This window comes from Brucella pituitosa, assembly GCF_965577835.1.
Classification (GTDB): domain Bacteria; phylum Pseudomonadota; class Alphaproteobacteria; order Rhizobiales; family Rhizobiaceae; genus Brucella; species Brucella pituitosa.
The window spans coordinates 56702-73809 of the sequence record NZ_OZ264093.1; the positions used below are offsets into that span (position 1 = coordinate 56702).

Genomic DNA, 17108 nt, shown 5'->3' on the forward strand with positions numbered 1-17108 from the left:
AGGGAACAATACACGCAGTGCCAGCCTTTTTTCTGACCCGCATTGTGCAGGCATTGATCGCCATTCTTGGCGTCATAACGCTTATTTTCTTTCTGCAACGTCTTGCGGGAGACCCTGTTCTGTTGCTCGTTCCGCAGAATGCAACTCAGGCTGATATCGAAGCGATGCGCACAGCGCTCGGCTTTGATCGGCCGCTTGCCGTTCAGTATCTCGAATATCTGCGCGGCTTGCTGACGTTCGATCTCGGTCGTTCCTATGTGCAGAATGTTTCGGTCTGGACACTGATTGCGAGCCGCCTGCCTTATACGCTCATGCTCGCCGGAGGCGCGCTTCTGGTTGCCGTGGGGCTTGGCATTCCGCTTGGTGTCATTATGGCCGTGCGCCGTGGAAGAGCGGAATCAAAGGCCATTATGGGCTTTGTACTTGCGGGCCAATCCATGCCAACATTCTGGAGCGCGATCCTGATGATCATGGTCTTCGCGGTCTGGCTTGGATGGCTGCCACCTTCCGGTGCGCGTGACTGGCCGAGCCTCATCATGCCGTCCGTGGCACTCGGTCTCCTCTCCATGGCGACATTTGCGCGTGTGGCACGCACAGCTGTACTCGATGAACTTGAAAAAGATTATGTGCGCACCGCTCATGCCAAGGGCGTACCGATAACGCGCATCGTCATACGCCATCTGCTGCGCAACGCATCCATTCCGGTTGTGACCGTTGCAGCACTTGAGATTGCCAACCTTCTGGCAGGTGCAGTGATCGTCGAAACCGTATTCGCATGGCCCGGTCTGGGGCAGTTGACCGTGCAGGCGATTGCTGCACGCGATTTCATGCTGGTGCAGGGGGTTGTTCTGCTCGGCGCGGTCACCGCAATTACACTCAATCTCATCGCCGACGTGCTCTATAGTATTATCGACCCACGCATTCGCATGGGAGGTCATTCATGACGTCCCTCACTTCATCGACCAGCACATTCATCAAATGGTCGAAGAAACTGCCATTATCGGTTTCACCTTTTCTGGCGATATTGATCCTCCTGATCCTGATAGCGATTTTTGCGCCATTCTTCGCACCGATGGACCCCAACAAGCAGAACCTGCTTGCGCGCCTCAAAGCGCCGGGCTTTGAGAGCCGTGGCATCGTCTATTATCTTGGTTCCGATGAGCTGGGGCGCGATGTTTTAAGCCGGCTGATTTACGGTGCACGTATTTCGCTGCTGGTGGCTATTTCCTCAGTCGTTCTTTCCGGAATTCTGGGAAGCATCCTTGGTATGGTTGCAGCCTTTTATCGCGGCTGGACCGAAACCATCATCATGCGGCTGGTCGATATGGTCTTGTCGGTCCCAGCCATTCTTCTGGCAATCATCACGGTTGCGATCCTCGGGCCGAGTCTCGCCAATGTCGTCATCGTCCTCGCCCTCACCCGCTGGCCGCGCTATGCGCGTGTTGCCTATGGACAGACACTTTCGGTGGCCAATATGCCCTATGTCCGCCTGTCACGTTTCATGGGAGCTGGATGGTTACGCCTTTTGTGGCGGCATATTCTGCCCAATATCGCTGGCGCGCTTATTGTCGTTGCCACGCTTGAATTCGGGTTGATGGTCCTGTTTGAGGCCGGATTGTCTTTCCTTGGATTGGGCGTGCAGCCACCGACCGCAAGCTGGGGAGCGATGCTTTCGACCGGACGCAACTACGTCGCTTCCGCATGGTGGATCGCGACTTTTCCGGGCCTCGCTTTGTTCCTGCTTGTCCTCTCCATCAACCTTATCGGCGATCATATCCGCGACCGGCTCGATCCGCGCGGCAGATAGGAGTTTTATCCGTGAATTTCGAGAATGAATTCAAAGGCAAAAAAGTTATCGTAACAGGCGCTGGCGGCATTATTGGCGCATGGATCGCCGCGGCTTTTGCGCAGGAAGGCGCAATCCTCTGCCTTACCGATCAGGATCAGACAAAGCTTGATGCCCGCATCGCGGAACTGCCCGGCGAGGGCCATTTCGGCATTGTCTCAGACCTTACTGATGCAGCTTCTATCACGAGCTTTGCGGACGCGGTTGCGACACGCTGGGGCGCGCCGGATATTCTCATCAACAATGCGGGCATATATCCTTCAGGATTCCTGCTCGATATTTCGCTGGAAGACTGGGACCGCATCATGGGCGTCAACCTGCGCGCTCCATTCCTGCTGTCTCAACTTTTCGCAAAACAGATGGTCGACACCGAAACTGCGGGTTCCATCGTCAATATATCATCAGGTGCGGCACGCAAGATGCGTACCACGGTCGTCCCTTATTGCACCTCCAAGACAGCACTTGATCGCCTGACCAAAGGCTTTGCGCTTGAGCTTGCCGAATATGGCATTCGCGTCAATGCGGTCGAACCGGGTTTTGCCGCCGGAAGCGATGTCAGCGCCTTGTCCGATGAGCATGTGAAGACTGTGACTTCGTCGATACCGCTTGGACGTGCTTCTTCCGCACCCGATGTCGCATCTGCAGTCCTCTATGTGACATCATCGGCCGCCGCTTATGTCACTGGCGCCACCCTGACTGTGGACGGCGGCAACTCCATCGGTTCGCTTGCCGTATTTCAGCAGAAGAAGAAGGCGCTATGACCGAAGGACTAAACGCCAAATCGCCCTGGCCCAACTATCAGTGGCCGTCTGGAAAGCAATCAGCGACACTCCTGTCCGTCGATGTGGATGCGCAGGTGCCGTTCATGTGGGCGCATCGCGATGGCCTTCCTGATCGACTGGCTACGTTCGAAATCCGTAACTTCGGACCGCGCACCGGGCTTTATCGGCTGATTGACCTTTTCGCACGCTACCACGTGAAAGCCAGTTTTTATGTCCCGGGATTAACCGCAGAAACCAATCCGGAAATCCTGCCAGCACTCGTTGAAGCCGGGCATGAAGTTGGCCTTCATGGCTATTTTCATGAGATTGTCGCCGATGTGACGGATGCAGAATTCACCGGCGCGCTGGAAGCAAGCATAGAACTGTTCGTCAAACAGACTGGCAAGAAACCAGTCGGCTTTCGTTCCCCTGCATGGGAAATCACGCCGCATATGCTGCGCGAGATCAAGCGGGTGGGATTGGCTTATGACTCCTCACTCTCCGGCTTCGATCACCCCTATGAGATCGACGGCATCACGGAAATTCCAGTCCAGTGGGCGACCGACGATGCCATTTTCTTCAAGTTTGAAGGTGGCGGACGCGACAAGTGGCCGTTTCAATCCGGGCAAGCAATATTGCGCGACTGGATTTCTGAATGGCGCACACTTCATCGCTTTGGCGGGTTGTTTACGCTGACTGTGCATGACTGGATTTCAGGTCGCGCGCAGCGCATCGCCCTTCTGGAGGAACTGCTCGACAACATCACCAGCCAAAAAGACGCGTGGGTCACAACGGCGGCAGAAATTGCGGCACACCATGCATCATCCGCCAATGTAGGGCGCTTTGCTGTCGAAGCGAAAATACCCGACTCTATCGGAAACCGTAGATTTGGACAGACTAATGGCTGAGAGCTGGGCAATCCAGAAAAAGCAAATCCGTAGCGAAGGCGGCATGGTCGCCTGCCAGAACTGGCTCGCAGCTGAGGCGGGTGCTGCGGTCTTGCGTCGTGGTGGCAATGCCATGGATGCCGCAGTCACGACGGCGCTTGTCTTGAGTGTAGTAGAGCCCTGGCTTTCCGGTATCGGCGGTGGAGGTTTTCTCTTGCACGCTGATGGCAAAGACGGAAGCGTCGATGCGCTTGATTTCAACGTCACGTCGCCACGCAATATTGATCCAAACGACTATCCGCTTGCCCCGGGCAGCGATGGCGACTGGTTCAACTGGCCCAAAGTTGTCGACGACCAAAATCTCATAGGCTACAGCTCCATATGTGTGCCGGGCGCAATTGCGGGATTGTCATCTGCACTGGAACGCTTTGGCTCAATCAGCTTCGCCGATGCGCTGGTGCCTGCAATCGATCATGCCCGGCATGGATTGCAAATCGACTGGTTCACCACGCTTTGCCTCGCCATCGACACCGAAGGACTGAACCGCTTTCCCGCATCAAGCGCACTGTTTCTTGACAATGGCCGTGCGCCGCGCGTTCCTGAAACCGGTTCGCCGCGTAGCATTTCAATGCCCAAAAAAGCCGCGATGCTGGAGCGGCTGGCAGAAGCAGGCGCGCGCGACTTCTACGAAGGACAAATTGCCGAAAAGCTCATTGCCGATTTGTGCGCTGGTGGCAGCCTCATCGACAAGGACGATCTGCGCAACTTCCAGCCTGAGTGGAAAAAGCCGCTCACCGTTGATTATCGCGATACTACTGTTCACGCTATGCCAGGGCTTTCCGGTGGACCAACACTCGCACGCGTTCTTGAAGAACTCGACAGAACATTGCCGCAGGAAGATGCCCTTTCGGGGAAAACCGCGCTCGCCTTTGCGCGAGCCATTCGCCGCGCATCCGAAGAACGGCTTCGTACACTCGGACATGGCAGCAGCGGCGAAAGCTGCACAACACATATCAGCGTTGTTGATCGTGATGGAACCATGGTTTCGCTCACCAACACGCTGTTGTCGCGCTTCGGTTCGAAAGTCGTTGCACCCTCGCTCGATCTTCTCATGAACAATGGCATGATGTGGTTCGACCCGCGCCCCGGGCAACCAAACTCCATAGCGGCTGGTGTGAAGCCGCTTGCAAACATGTGCCCGATCATTGCAAGCAAAAATGGTCAGCCCCATATCGCGCTGGGAGCTGCAGGTGGGCGTCAGATCATGCCAGCCGTCGCTCAGATACTGTCCTATATAGACGTGTTCGGCCTTTCGCCAGAAGAGGCATTTCATGCACCGCGTATCGATGCAAGCGGCGTAAAGCTTCGCGTTAGTGAACGCGCGCAGCCCGATGTGCCAGCGCGTTTAAGTGAAGAATTTCCGGTCGAAATTATTGCCGACACACTCTATCCGGTGAACTTCTCCATTCCTTCCATCGTGATGCGCGAAGACGGCCAGAATATCGGCATGGCTCATCCCTATCATCCATGGGCAGCGGTACGCACGGAGGCAGAATGACAAACCCTGTGCTTACAGTCGATGAGCTTGTCGTTCATATTGCAGGACAACCGGTAGTGGATGGGGTGAGCTTTCAAGTCAATGAAAGCGAAATCCTGTCTGTTGTGGGCGAGTCCGGCTGCGGAAAATCGCTGACGGCCTTCTCCGTCATGGGACTATTGCCTAAGGTAGCAAACATAGCATCTGGACGCATTCTATTCGGCGAGCAGGATCTTGTCAGTGCGCCTGAAAAGACCAAACGCGACTTGCGCGGCAATGACCTCGCAATGATCTTTCAGGAGCCGGTCGCATCGCTCAATCCACTGATGAAAATTGGCCGGCAGATCGAAGAAAGCCTTGTCGTACACCGCGATCTGAGTGGCAAGAAAGCGCGCCACGCAGCCATTGCCATGCTCGAAGAAGTGGGAATTCCAGAACCTGAAATTCGCTTCGGACAATATCCTTTCGAACTGTCAGGCGGCATGTGCCAGCGCGCTATGATTGCCATGGCCCTGATCTGCCGTCCTCGCCTTCTGATCGCGGACGAGCCTACGACAGCTCTCGACGTGACCATTCAGGCGCAGATACTCGACCTCATGAAAAAGCTGCGCGACGAGACGGGAACAGCAATCCTGCTCATCACGCACGACATGGGCGTTGTCGCCGATATGGCCGATCGTGTGGCTGTGATGTATGCAGGCCGCGTCATCGAACAGGCGCCCGTCGATGCGATTTTCTCCCGGCAGGAGCATCCTTACACAAAGCTGCTGCTCTCAACCATTCCACGTCTCGAAGGCGAACCGAAAACCCATCTTCCGACGATTGAAGGCATTGTGCCTGATATCGGCTCATGGCCTAATGGTTGCCGTTTCGCACCACGCTGCCCGATCTCGGAAGATCAATGCAGGACGCATGTACCGCCGCTTTCAGCGCGCATGGATGTTGGCGCAGCGGCCTGCTGGCGCTCGCAACAAGTGGGAGCGCTGGTATGAGTGACATGTTGCTGTCCGTTGAAAATCTTAAAGTTCATTATCCCATTCGCGGCGGTCTGCTGGGCCGTGCCGTCAACTTTGTGAAAGCCGTTGATGGCGTCGATCTTGAGATTGGCCGTGGAGAAAGCGTGGCTCTGGTCGGTGAGTCTGGTTGCGGTAAATCCACGCTCGGCACAGCTATCCTTGGCATGACCAGAGCGACATCCGGCAATATCAGCTTTGATGGGAAACCAGTCACGCATGGTCTGTCTGAAACAATACGCGGGCTTTCACGTGATATTCAGATCGTGTTTCAGGATCCTGCATCGGCACTTAATCCGAAATTGACGATTGGCGAGAGCATTGCCGAGCCACTGGCTATACACAATATAGGCACAGCATCCGAACGGCGTGCCCGCGTTGCAGAACTACTCAAGCTCGTGGGCTTGCATCCTGAACACGCGCTCAGAAAGCCAGGTGCATTTTCAGGCGGACAAAGGCAGCGCATCGTGATTGCCAGAGCGCTGGCACTTAATCCCAAGCTGATGATTTTGGATGAGCCGGTTTCAGCACTCGATGTTTCGATCCGCTCGCAGATACTCAACCTGCTTCTCGACCTTCAACGCCAGTTCGGACTGTCATATCTATTCATCAGCCATGATCTCTCGGTTGTCAGACATTTTGCTGACCGTGTAGCCGTCATGTATCTGGGGCGGATCGTAGAGACGGGCAAAACGTCCGAAGTCTTCAATCAGCCGGAACATCCTTACACTGAAGCACTGATCTCAGCCATTCCACTGCCTGATCCTGTGGCCCAGCGTCAGCGCAAACGCATCGTTTTACGTGGCGATCTGCCAAGTCCCGCCAATCCGCCGAAGGGCTGCAGCTTCTCCACACGATGCCCCATCGCAGTTGCAGAATGCCATCAAACCCCGCCATTGCTCGTTGAAAGAAGCGCAACACGCCGCCTCGCTTGCTATGTTCGCGCGGCATGAAACGCACCGCCTGCCAAGGCGGTGCAAAACGTTTGCGATGCATATGAGAACTCTTGCAATTTAAACATGAGTATAATAGTTAAGTTTTGTACTCAGGCTGCGAAAGTTATACATTATGTACTGGTTCAATGTTTCACTCACGGCTTTTGCGGCCTGCGTTGTCGGATTTGCAGCTATAACATTTATGCTATTGCGCGTCCGCCAAAGCGCATGATATGTGCATAGCTATTCATTAGTTTGTACATTTTTTTATTTGATAAATTATACTAACAAAGCATTCAATCAGAACGCGTGGAAGCACGTTTCAGCAGACCAGATTGCTCAAAGGGATTGAAATTGAGTAGACCGACTATCATAAGCTTATCATCGATACCTTCGCGTTTTCATCTGATACAGCCAACCCTAAAGTCTCTTTTATCTCAGAATTTAAAAGCCCACGAAATTAGGCTTTATATACCGGAAACATACCGCCGCTTTCCCGATTGGGATGGAACACTGCCGGTTGTGCCGAAGGGCGTAACTATCTGCCATTGTGATCAGGATTATGGCCCCGCGACGAAAGTCCTTCCCGCCGCCAAGGACCTGAAGGGACAGGATGTTGATATTCTGTTCTGCGACGACGACAAGATTTATGATCGAGGCTGGCATGCACGCTTTAAAAGCGAAGCGGCCAAGAAACCGAACACTTGTATTATTGAGGTAGGCGAAACATTCCCGGATATATCCGATGATTACCGCCCATCCGACAGGCTCCCACGCAGCCGTTGGAAACACAAAGACTCTATATACAGAGTGAAACGGATACTCTGTCTTTTTACCATCAAGCCTAACCTGACCTCCCCGGGATATGTCGATCAGATTTCCGGTTTTGCTGGTGTGCTTGTTCGCCCAGAATGGTTCGATGAACTCTTCTACGATATTCCCGACGTGATGTGGACTGTAGATGATCCATGGATTTCCGGACATTTGGAACGCGTGGGCATTCCAATCTGGAATACCGGAAAGCGACGCCACCTTCGTGAAGGCGAAGGAAGCAGAGTGGATGCACTGCTTAATCTGGTTCAGGAAGGGCATGACCGTATTGAGGCCGATCTCCTTGTCATCGATTATTTCCGCGAAAAATATGGCATCTGGCAGAAGGGCGGCAAGATTGATCCCGAGACAAATTTGCGTACTACATCCATGTTTGAGATGCTGAGACGAAGAGAACTTGAACTTGTGGAATCCAATAAAGCTAACTGACTAGCGCATCGTTGATACGATGATTTCAGTTCGGCTATATCCAAACCATCGACTACCCAACGGCTCGACATTGGCGAGAGTCTCGATTAAGATTTTTGACACCAAGGGGAGTCCCGCAAGGGGCTGAGATACGGCTGGCAAGCGCAGCGCCGTGACCCTTCGAACCTGATCCGGATCATGCCGGCGAAGGGATGGGGAAGTTTAAGCCAGCCTTTTGCCGGCCTCATTGCGAGGCCGTATAATGCAGAATGTATGCGGTCTCGCTACCAGCAGAAAGGTAGCACTATGACTGAACACTTCTCTCAAACACTGAAGCAAGTAAGCGAGCCATTGTGGACGCAGGCCGTTGAGCATTCTTTCGTCAAAGAGCTCTGTGCTGGCACCCTTTCGGATATATCGATGGTATCCTATCTGGTTCAGGATCATCGTTTTCTCGACAGTTTTCTCACTTTGCTGGGTGCGGCAATGGCCACAGCCGATACATTTGAGGCGCGGCTGCGCTTTGGCCGCTTTGCTGGAATGGTATCCGGAGAAGAAAACACCTATTTCCTCCGTGCTTTTGCAGCACTCAATGTGAGTGAGGAGGCACGCGCAAATATCCCCGATACCGAACCAACCATCGGGTTCAAAGCAATCATGCGTGAATCTGCTACCACGCGCTCCTATGGTGCAATACTCTCAGTTCTCAACGTTGCTGAAGGTCTTTATCTTGATTGGGCATCGCGCGCGCCCTCGCCGCTTCCAAATAATTTCGTCCATGCAGAATGGATCACACTACACGACAATCCCTCTTTCCGGGAATTTGTAAGTTTCCTCAAATCCGAACTGGATCGGGTTGGTCCAGCGCAGCCAGAAATATGTCGAGACTTTTTTCTCCGCGCTGTCCATCTCGAACTTGAGTTTTTCGAGGTGAATTATCGCTTCGGCAAATAACACCAATAAGAAACGGCGGGCTTTGCCCGCCGCAATATTTTCGACATACCCTCACAAATTTAGTTCTTCACAGTATCTTCGAGGAAGAAACGACCAAGCGGGTTCTGATAGAAGTTCTCAATGTTCTTGCCGGTGACATTGATATAAGGGCTGTAATAGAGATCGATCCAGTTGACGTCGTCCTTCGCCATTTTCTGAAGATCGATATACATGGCCTCACGCTTCTTTGGATCAAGCTCCAGACGCGCTGCTGCAACGAGGTCTTTTACCTTCTCATTGTTATAGCGGGTCATATAATTCATATTGGTATCGTGACCCAAAACGAATGTGGTCTTCTGGTCGGGGTCCAGAACGTCATTGGTCCAGTACATGACGGAGATATCGTAATCACCAGCAATCAACATATCCCAGCTCTGGCTGGGGTCGACTTTCTGGAGGTTGACGGTAACGCCTGCCTTCTGAAGCTGTTGTTGTAGAAGAACTGCGATCTGTTCGTCCGTTTCGTTGCCAGCATTGACGATATAATTGAGCGACAAGTCCGATGCGCCAGCATCGGCCAGCATCTGCTTGGCTTTTTCCGGATCATACGGACGCTTGAGATTATCCGCGTAATGATACAGAGCGCCCTTCGGTATGTAGGAATTTGCAACCTGACCAATCCCGAATGTCACGGTATCGACAATCGACTGCTTGTCGATCGCCATGTCCAGCGCCTGACGGACTTCCTTCTTCGCGAGTGCACCATGCTCATGATTGATCAGAAGATGATCTTCGCGTGTGGAGGTATCTTCGAGAACCTTCAAATTCGGGTCTTTTTTCAGCTCTGCCACGCGCGAGAACGGTACAAAAATCGCGGCATCCAGCTGACCGGCCTGCACGTTGAGCATACGCGTATTATCGTCAGGAACAGAGATCCACTCTACCCCGTCGAGCTTAACACGATCCGCCTCCCAGAAATTCGGATTCTTTTTCAAAATAACCCGGTCACCACGACGCCATTCGTCCACCACAAACGCACCCGATGCCACTGGTTTTTCTGCGTAGCCATCCTCACCCAACTCCTCCAGTCCCTTCTTGGAAAGAACCGAAACATTAGGGAGTGCGAGCGTGGACAGGAATGGCGCGGAAGGCGTTTTGAGTTTAACGACCAGCGTATGCGGATCAGCAGCTTCGGCAGTGTCCACGACCTTATAAGAGTCGCTCCAAAGCGAAGCTGGATTGTCGCGAATACGCAGAAGCGAAAAAGCGGCATCATCGGCCGTGATCGGCGATCCATCCGAGAATTTAGCATCGCGCAGCTTGAACGTATAGGTGAGACCGTCATCCGAAATCGTCCAGCTTTCAGCAAGACCAGGCTCGAGTTTCGTGCCTGTCTTGTCGACCCGCACCAACACATCATAAACGTTTGAGAACACCCAGTTGTCGATATTCTGTGCGGTCTTGATTGGATCGAAAGTAGAGGAATCCTCGCGTCGTCCGATTGTCAAAACACCCGCCGCTTCGGCAAGTGCTGCACCAAATGTCATGCTCGTCATGACAGTGACGAGGCCGATCTTCATCCATTTTTTAAGCATGTGTATTTCCCCTTATATTTTTGGTTAGTCGCACATCGTTTTCGATGCGTGTTCAGGATGCTTCAGCAAGAATTCTCTCTTCAAACAGCGATTTCGTGGGATCAATATCGGGTATCGCGCTGATGAGTGCCGCCGTATAAGCCTCTTTGGGGCGCGCAAAAACCTCGGCGCTTAATCCCTCTTCCACGATCTCGCCATGATACATAACGACCACGCGCTCACAGAGATTCCGCACGACAGCAAGATCATGGGCGATGAATAGCAATGTCAGCTGCATCTTGCTTTTGAGCTCGCGAAACAGATCGACAATCTGTGCCTGAATGGTGACGTCGAGTGCTGCGATACACTCGTCAGCAATGATCATTTTTGGCTCCACTGCCAAAGCGCGCGCTATACCGGCGCGCTGACATTGCCCGCCGCTCATGCTGCGTGGTTTGCGAGTGGCAAAGCTTTGATCAAGCCCCACAAGATCGAGCAGCTCGACAATACGCTGAGGTGTATCCTTAACGTCAATCTTGCCCTGAACCCGCAGTACTTCTGCCAGTGTCTCACCTACCGTCATGCGAGGATTGAGCGAATTGAACGGGTCCTGAAATACCATGGCCGCATCACGACGTAATGCCGCCAGTGCTTCCTTACGATCAGGGCTGAGCGTCAATCCGTCAAATGTAATGCTGCCTTCGGCGATTGGTGTCAGGCCTAAGATCGCACGTGCAAGCGTGCTTTTTCCGCTGCCAGATTCTCCGACGATCCCGATCGTCTCGCCAGCCCGAACTTCAAGGCTTACACCCTTTAGCGCGCTCGTCGTCCGGGCCTTGAGAAATCCCCCAGCCACAGGGTAACGAACATGCAGATCATTAACCTGCAACAGCGGCTGATCCCCTAACTGAGGCACGAGACGCAAGGAAGCCGTCTCAGGCAACGACGGATGGCTGGCTATGAGATTGCGTGTATAGGGATCGCGGGGATTACCGAGAACGTCGCTCTTCAACCCCTGTTCCAGCACCTTCCCGTTACGCATAACAGCAATACGATCACAAGTCTGCGCGACCACCCCCAGATCATGGGTGATGAGGATGATGGAAAGCCCGCGTTGATCGCGTATGTCCATCAAGAGCTGGAGTATCTGCGCCTGAATGGTGACATCGAGTGCAGTCGTCGGCTCATCGGCAATAAGAATTTCCGGATCGCATGAAAGGGCCACCGCAATCATCGCCCGTTGACGCATCCCACCAGAAAATTCGTGCGGATAACTGCCATATTGGCGCGCAGGGTCTGTAAAGCCGACCTGCGCCATGATTTCGATTGCTGCGGCCCGCGCGTCAGCCTTATTGAGCCCTTTATGAAAGCGTATGCCTTCCGCGATCTGGTCACCAACACTCATCACAGGATCAAGATGGCTGGTCGGGTTCTGGAAAATCATGCCGATCTTGCCACCACGCACGGCAAGCAATTCAGCTTCGCTTGCCTGAACCAGATCCTTGCCCTTGAGCATGACCGAACCTGCGGTGATCTTTAAAATCGACGACGGTAAAAGCCTGACAATCGAGCGGCAAAGCAGACTTTTTCCCGATCCGCTTTCACCGACCAAGCCAAGAATTTCACCTTGGTTGAGCGTGAGAGAAACGTCATCGATCAAGCGCCGGGTTTCATCCGGCAAATATGCATCAACCTGAAGATTACGAATGGAAAGAACTGGCTTCATCATTCGTGCACTCCCAGCGCTTCACCCAGTCCATCGCCGAGCATGCTAAAGCCAAAAGCCAGAAACACGATAGAAAGTCCGGGAAACAAGGTGATCCACCAGGCCGTGGTCACAAAGGGCTGGCCTTCGGCAACCATGACACCCCATTCTGCAACAGGTGGCTGCACACCAAGCCCGAGATAGCTGATTGCCGCACCGTTCAGCAGCACGAGAACGGCATCCGACATTACGAAAACCAGCGATCCGGCAATGGCATTCGGCAGAAGATGGCGGAACATGATACGGAAACGGCTGAAGCCAAGGCTTTCAGCAGCAACGGCATAGTCAGTGGATTTCAGAACCAGTATCTGCGCCCGAACAAGGCGGGCGTAAGAAACCCATCCAACCAGTGCCATGGCGATATAAAAGCTCTTAAGACCCGGCCCCAAAATAGCGATGATCGACAGCATCAATACCAGAAATGGGAACGCCAGAATGATATCGATCAGGCGCATGAAGATCGTATCAACAATGCCACCAAAAAACCCGGCAACCGTGCCGACGACCGTTCCAATGGCGAAAGGGAATATGACACCGAAGACTGCGATCTGAAGATCAATACGTGCACCCCAGATAACGCGGGAGAGAATATCCCGCCCGAAATTATCAGTCCCGAACGGGTGCAACCATGACGGTGGCTGCAAACGAACGTCAGCATTTTGAACAACGGGATCAAAAGGGGCAATCAGCGGCGCACCAAAAGCCAGCAATACAAAGAACGCAAGAACACCGATCCCGATGGCGAGCGTCGTGCGTCGGCTTAGGAAACGGCGCCAGTTGATCAGGGTTATAGGGAGAAGGCGTGCACTCATAGCTTCACCCGTGGATCAAGCGCGACAGTGGCGATGTCGGCCATGAAATTGACCAGAACCGTTGCGCAGGCAAAGACCATGGCAACGCCCTGCACAACCATATAGTCGCGGGAGAAAATCGCACGCACCAGCAATTGCCCCATGCCCGGAAGAGCAAACACGCTCTCGACAACCACTGTGCTGCCGATCAGCCAGCCAATATTAACGGCCAGCAAATTAACAGTCGGCACCAGAGAGTTGGGTAAAACATGTCGCCAGAACACAATGTTTTCAGGCATCCCACGAGCTCGCGCAGCTGTCGCAACATCCGAATTGAGTGACTGGATCATAGCCGCGCGCAGGCTGCGGGCAAGCACAGTTGAAAGTGAAAGTGCTATCGTGAGGCTCGGCAGCACCAGATGCGCGAGCTTCTCTTGCAGCGTGTTGCCATAGCCTGAAACCGGCAGCAGATCGAGCTTTACACTAAAGAGGATAATCAGCATCAAGGCGAGCCAGAAGGGCGGAAAGCCAATCCCGAATGTCGAGACCGTGCGGATCACATGATCGCTGATTTTACCGTTACGCCGCGCTGCAATCGCGGCCAAAGGGACGGCGATCAAGATCGAAAGAATGACACTGCAAATAACCAGCATCAAAGTCGGTTCGATGCGTGTCGCAATCAGCTTCAGGACGTCAATCTTATAGAGGATCGATTTTCCCATTTCGCCATTTGCAATGTTGCGCAGGAAATACAGATATTGAAGCCACATGGGTTCATCGAGGCCATATTGCGCACGGATATTGGCAATGGCTGCTGGTGTCGCGCGCGTGCCCAGAAGCACACGTGCCGGATCACCCGGAATGAGCCGGACCAGTACGAATGTGATGACACTGATCCCGAACAGAACCGGCAGCAACTGGAAGGGGCGGCGTAGTACAAACTGAAAGCGATGCATGGGCTGCGGAGTTTCTCCCTAATATTCTGATCTATCGAGAGGAACGATGTCGATTGAGAAAGCCGGTCAAGGCCGGATAATAATAGGACGGGTTTTCGTAAAATGGCATATGGCTGGCATTTGGCACCACATGCAGTTCGGCATTTTTCAAGGCAAGCTTCATGCGCAGAGCGCAGGCAGGCGTCAGCTCATCATGCTCCCCAACCGTGATCAGCACAGGAACTTCGATTTTTCCGAGATCAGGCACACGGTTCCAGTCTTTCAGGTTGCCCGTATAGAGAAACTCGTTCGGACCCTGCATCGTACCATATGGCCCCATGTTCCAGTCATCAAGCGAGCGTTTCACGGGTGCGGGCCAATCCGAAAGGCGGCAAACATGGCGATAATTGAGGATCGTGATCGCTGCCGCATATTCCGGGTGATCGAGCGTCCCCTGCGCCTCATGCTTCTGCATCATCGCAACGGTTTCTGGTCCCAGCGCGCTGCGCAGCCGCTCCAGTTCACTTACCAGATGCGGCATGTCCGCGACTGTATCTTCAAGAATGAGCGTCTTCAGATTTTGTGGATAGGTCAGTGCATAGTCAATTCCAAGCCAGCCGCCCCAGGAATGGCCGAGAAGATGCACTGTACCAAGACCCAGCGCCTGACGAACCGTTTCGGTTTCCTCGACATAGCGCGCGATTGTCCATAACGCAGGATCAGTTGGACGATCAGACGCGCCGGTTCCAAGCTGATCGAAAGCCACCACGCGGTAACCGTCATCGATCAGGCAAGAATGCGCATCTCTCAAATAGTCGCATGGCAAACCGGGCCCGCCATTGAGACAGAGTACCACCTCTTCGCCCGTTCCAAAACTATACGCCACTACTTTATGCGTGCCCACAGACACTTCATACCGGTTGTCCGGTTTCATCTCACGCCACATCTGTTCCCCGATCACCGCATCGACCCGTTTCCCGCGTCGAATTGTCGGCATCATTTTTCTTTTGATTTTGGACCGAATAGCTAAACTACACCAGCTATAAGAAGTGATAGGATGTAATCTTGGGGTCAGGTTTCGGAGACCATGATGCGAGACGAGATTGAGACCTTCAGACAGAACTTTACTGCTCACCAGACGCTCGACGGGCGTATTGATGAGATATTTCAGGCTATGAAGCCTCTTGGCTTCGAGGCCCTCATCTATGATTATACCCCATCGGCTTTCGACATGAATGGCGACATGATGGGGCCGTCGCTGATGAAACTGCGCAATATCAGCGATGACATGTTCGAATTCTGGGCAGAAAAGGGCTATTTCCGCATCGACCCGGTTCAGCGTCTCGCCTGCAGGGCATCTGTCCCGTTCTTCTGGAATTATGATGAGCGAGCTGAATCGCTGCTGCAGGAATTCATGACGGAAGACACGGCACCCGTCGCAAACTATCTTCATGAGCGCGATATATCCGCAGGCGTCACCGTTCCCATTCATATGCCACATGGCGATTATGCAACCGTCACAGGCGTATTTTCCGGTCCACGATCCGACTTCAGACAGCGCGCTTTACGCTATGTGGCCGATTTCAACCTGATGGCACAGATTTTCCATCAAAGTGCATATGAGCTTTTTGACGAGCATATTCGCGGCATTGGCAAGGTGCATCTCACAGTTCGCGAGCGTGAATGTCTGCGTTATGCGGCAGAAGGCCTCTCAGCGAAAGAAATCTCGCGCATCATCGACAGATCCGTTCCAACAGTGGTGATGCATCTTAACGCGGCAGCCAAAAAACTGGGTGCAAAAAACCGTACTCAGGCCGTTGTACGGGCGACGCGTGCGCGGCTGCTTGATGCCTGACCTATAAGTTATGATAGCTGCCGCAGCCAAAAAAGCAGCGCTATGGTTCTCCAAAAACAGACAAATGGAGGACCAAATTGGCTTTAATCAATCAGACGGAAGGCTTTGCCCCCTTCCGTGATTACCAGACGTGGTATCGCATTACCGGCTCACTCAATTCAGAAAAACTCCCGCTTGTCGTCGCTCATGGCGGCCCCGGCTGCACGCATGATTATGTAGATGCTTTCAAGGACATCGCAGCACTCGATGGTCGTGCAGTCATTCATTACGATCAGCTCGGCAACGGAAACTCCACACGTCTTCCAGATAAAGGCCCCGATTTCTGGACCGTGGATTTGTTTCTGGAAGAGCTGGATAATCTTCTGACACATCTCGGCATTCAGGATCGCTATGCCTATCTGGGACAATCATGGGGCGGAATACTGGGCGCAGAACATGCCGTGCGGAGACCGACTGGCCTTAAAGCATTGGTCATCGCCAACTCACCTGCCAATATGCGAACATGGGTCGCGGAGGCCAACCGCTTGCGGCTCGAACTTCCTTCAGATGTACAACAGACTTTGTTGAAACATGAAGAAGCAGGCACGCTGACCGATCCGGAATATATCGCCGCTTCGCGGGTATTCTACGACCGGCATGTCTGCCGCGTGAGCCCATGGCCAAAGGAAGTCGCACGAACCTTTGCCATCATGGATGAAGACAATACCGTCTATCGCAACATGAATGGCCCGACCGAATTTCACGTGATTGGCACGATGAAGGACTGGACGATTGAAGACCGCCTCAACCACATTCAAGCACCAACACTTGTCATCTCCGGTCGTTATGACGAGGCTACCCCTTTAGTGGTCAAACCTTACGTCGATAATGTTCCGGGTAGTGAATGGGTGCTTTTCGAGGAATCGAGCCACATGCCGCATGTGGAAGAACGCGATCTCTGTATGAAGACAGTTTCGACGTTTCTGTACAAGATCGAGAATGTTTAAGTCAAACAGGTCGCCAGACCAAATATCCGGCGACCTGCTGCATATCTAGAG

16 protein-coding genes and 1 riboswitch are annotated in these 17108 nt (G+C 53.2%); of the genes, 11 read left to right on the forward strand and 5 right to left on the reverse strand.

Translation table 11 applies throughout. The features are described 5' to 3' along the window. Nucleotides 1-17: 17 nt before the first annotated feature. The 9 genes from ACSME1_RS11580 to ACSME1_RS11620 all read left to right on the forward strand — a co-directional run bounded on the left by ACSME1_RS11580 (nt 18) and on the right by ACSME1_RS11620 (nt 9172). A complete protein-coding gene (locus ACSME1_RS11580) occupies nt 18-944 on the forward strand; it encodes an ABC transporter permease (protein ID WP_105706080.1) in 927 nt (308 codons plus the stop codon). Then, the gene (locus ACSME1_RS11585; protein ID WP_024898048.1) at nt 941-1807 is read left to right on the forward strand and encodes an ABC transporter permease; all 867 of its coding nucleotides are present in this window, start codon (nt 941-943) and stop codon (nt 1805-1807) included. The genes ACSME1_RS11580 and ACSME1_RS11585 overlap by 4 nt, the downstream gene beginning before the upstream one ends. An 11-nt stretch (nt 1808-1818) precedes the next feature. Continuing rightward, the gene (locus ACSME1_RS11590) at nt 1819-2607 is read left to right on the forward strand and encodes an SDR family NAD(P)-dependent oxidoreductase (protein ID WP_100556711.1); all 789 of its coding nucleotides are present in this window, start codon (nt 1819-1821) and stop codon (nt 2605-2607) included. After that, the gene (locus ACSME1_RS11595; RefSeq protein ID WP_105706078.1) at nt 2604-3515 is read left to right on the forward strand and encodes a polysaccharide deacetylase family protein; all 912 of its coding nucleotides are present in this window, start codon (nt 2604-2606) and stop codon (nt 3513-3515) included. Before ACSME1_RS11590 ends, ACSME1_RS11595 begins: the two co-directional genes overlap by 4 nt. Then, nucleotides 3508-5052 carry a gamma-glutamyltransferase family protein gene (locus ACSME1_RS11600; RefSeq protein WP_105706077.1) on the forward strand — a complete coding sequence of 515 codons (1545 nt, stop codon included), beginning with the start codon at nt 3508-3510 and terminating at the stop codon, nt 5050-5052. The genes ACSME1_RS11595 and ACSME1_RS11600 overlap by 8 nt, the downstream gene beginning before the upstream one ends. Continuing rightward, the gene (locus tag ACSME1_RS11605; protein ID WP_024898052.1) at nt 5049-6023 is read left to right on the forward strand and encodes an ABC transporter ATP-binding protein; all 975 of its coding nucleotides are present in this window, start codon (nt 5049-5051) and stop codon (nt 6021-6023) included. Before ACSME1_RS11600 ends, ACSME1_RS11605 begins: the two co-directional genes overlap by 4 nt. After that, entirely contained in the window at nt 6020-6997 is a 978-nt protein-coding gene (locus ACSME1_RS11610) for an ABC transporter ATP-binding protein (RefSeq protein WP_024898053.1), read from the forward strand. Before ACSME1_RS11605 ends, ACSME1_RS11610 begins: the two co-directional genes overlap by 4 nt. A 336-nt stretch (nt 6998-7333) precedes the next feature. Beyond that, entirely contained in the window at nt 7334-8239 is a 906-nt protein-coding gene (locus ACSME1_RS11615) for a hypothetical protein (protein WP_024898054.1), read from the forward strand. A gap of 94 nt (nt 8240-8333) precedes the next feature. Next, a riboswitch (TPP riboswitch) is annotated at nt 8334-8448 on the forward strand. Between the two features lie 76 nt (nt 8449-8524). Continuing rightward, nucleotides 8525-9172 carry a TenA family protein gene (locus tag ACSME1_RS11620; RefSeq protein WP_435655236.1) on the forward strand — a complete coding sequence of 216 codons (648 nt, stop codon included), beginning with the start codon at nt 8525-8527 and terminating at the stop codon, nt 9170-9172. A gap of 59 nt (nt 9173-9231) precedes the next feature. Here ACSME1_RS11620 and ACSME1_RS11625 read toward each other — a convergent pair whose 3' ends face one another. From ACSME1_RS11625 to ACSME1_RS11645, 5 genes are read right to left on the reverse strand one after another with little or no spacing between them, the layout of a single operon-like run. Continuing rightward, nucleotides 9232-10746, reverse strand: a complete 1515-nt coding sequence (locus ACSME1_RS11625) for an ABC transporter substrate-binding protein (protein ID WP_024898056.1) — start codon at nt 10744-10746, stop codon at nt 9232-9234. A gap of 52 nt (nt 10747-10798) precedes the next feature. Beyond that, on the reverse strand, nt 10799-12454 hold the full coding sequence (locus ACSME1_RS11630) for a dipeptide ABC transporter ATP-binding protein (RefSeq protein WP_105706075.1): 1656 nt from the start codon (nt 12452-12454) through the stop codon (nt 10799-10801). After that, nucleotides 12451-13302, reverse strand: a complete 852-nt coding sequence (locus ACSME1_RS11635; protein ID WP_024898057.1) for an ABC transporter permease — start codon at nt 13300-13302, stop codon at nt 12451-12453. The genes ACSME1_RS11630 and ACSME1_RS11635 overlap by 4 nt, the downstream gene beginning before the upstream one ends. After that, the gene (locus ACSME1_RS11640; protein ID WP_024898058.1) at nt 13299-14237 is read right to left on the reverse strand and encodes an ABC transporter permease; all 939 of its coding nucleotides are present in this window, start codon (nt 14235-14237) and stop codon (nt 13299-13301) included. Before ACSME1_RS11640 ends, ACSME1_RS11635 begins: the two co-directional genes overlap by 4 nt. A 31-nt stretch (nt 14238-14268) precedes the next feature. Then, on the reverse strand, nt 14269-15162 hold the full coding sequence (locus ACSME1_RS11645; protein ID WP_105706432.1) for a proline iminopeptidase-family hydrolase: 894 nt from the start codon (nt 15160-15162) through the stop codon (nt 14269-14271). Between the two features lie 144 nt (nt 15163-15306). Here ACSME1_RS11645 and ACSME1_RS11650 point away from each other — a divergent pair, with 144 nt between their 5' ends. Then, complete coding sequence (locus ACSME1_RS11650; protein WP_100556702.1) at nt 15307-16071, forward strand: helix-turn-helix transcriptional regulator; 765 nt, start codon at nt 15307-15309, stop codon at nt 16069-16071. Nucleotides 16072-16148: 77 nt separating this feature from the next. After that, a complete protein-coding gene (locus tag ACSME1_RS11655) occupies nt 16149-17057 on the forward strand; it encodes a proline iminopeptidase-family hydrolase (protein WP_105706073.1) in 909 nt (302 codons plus the stop codon). Nucleotides 17058-17108: the final 51 nt, after the last annotated feature.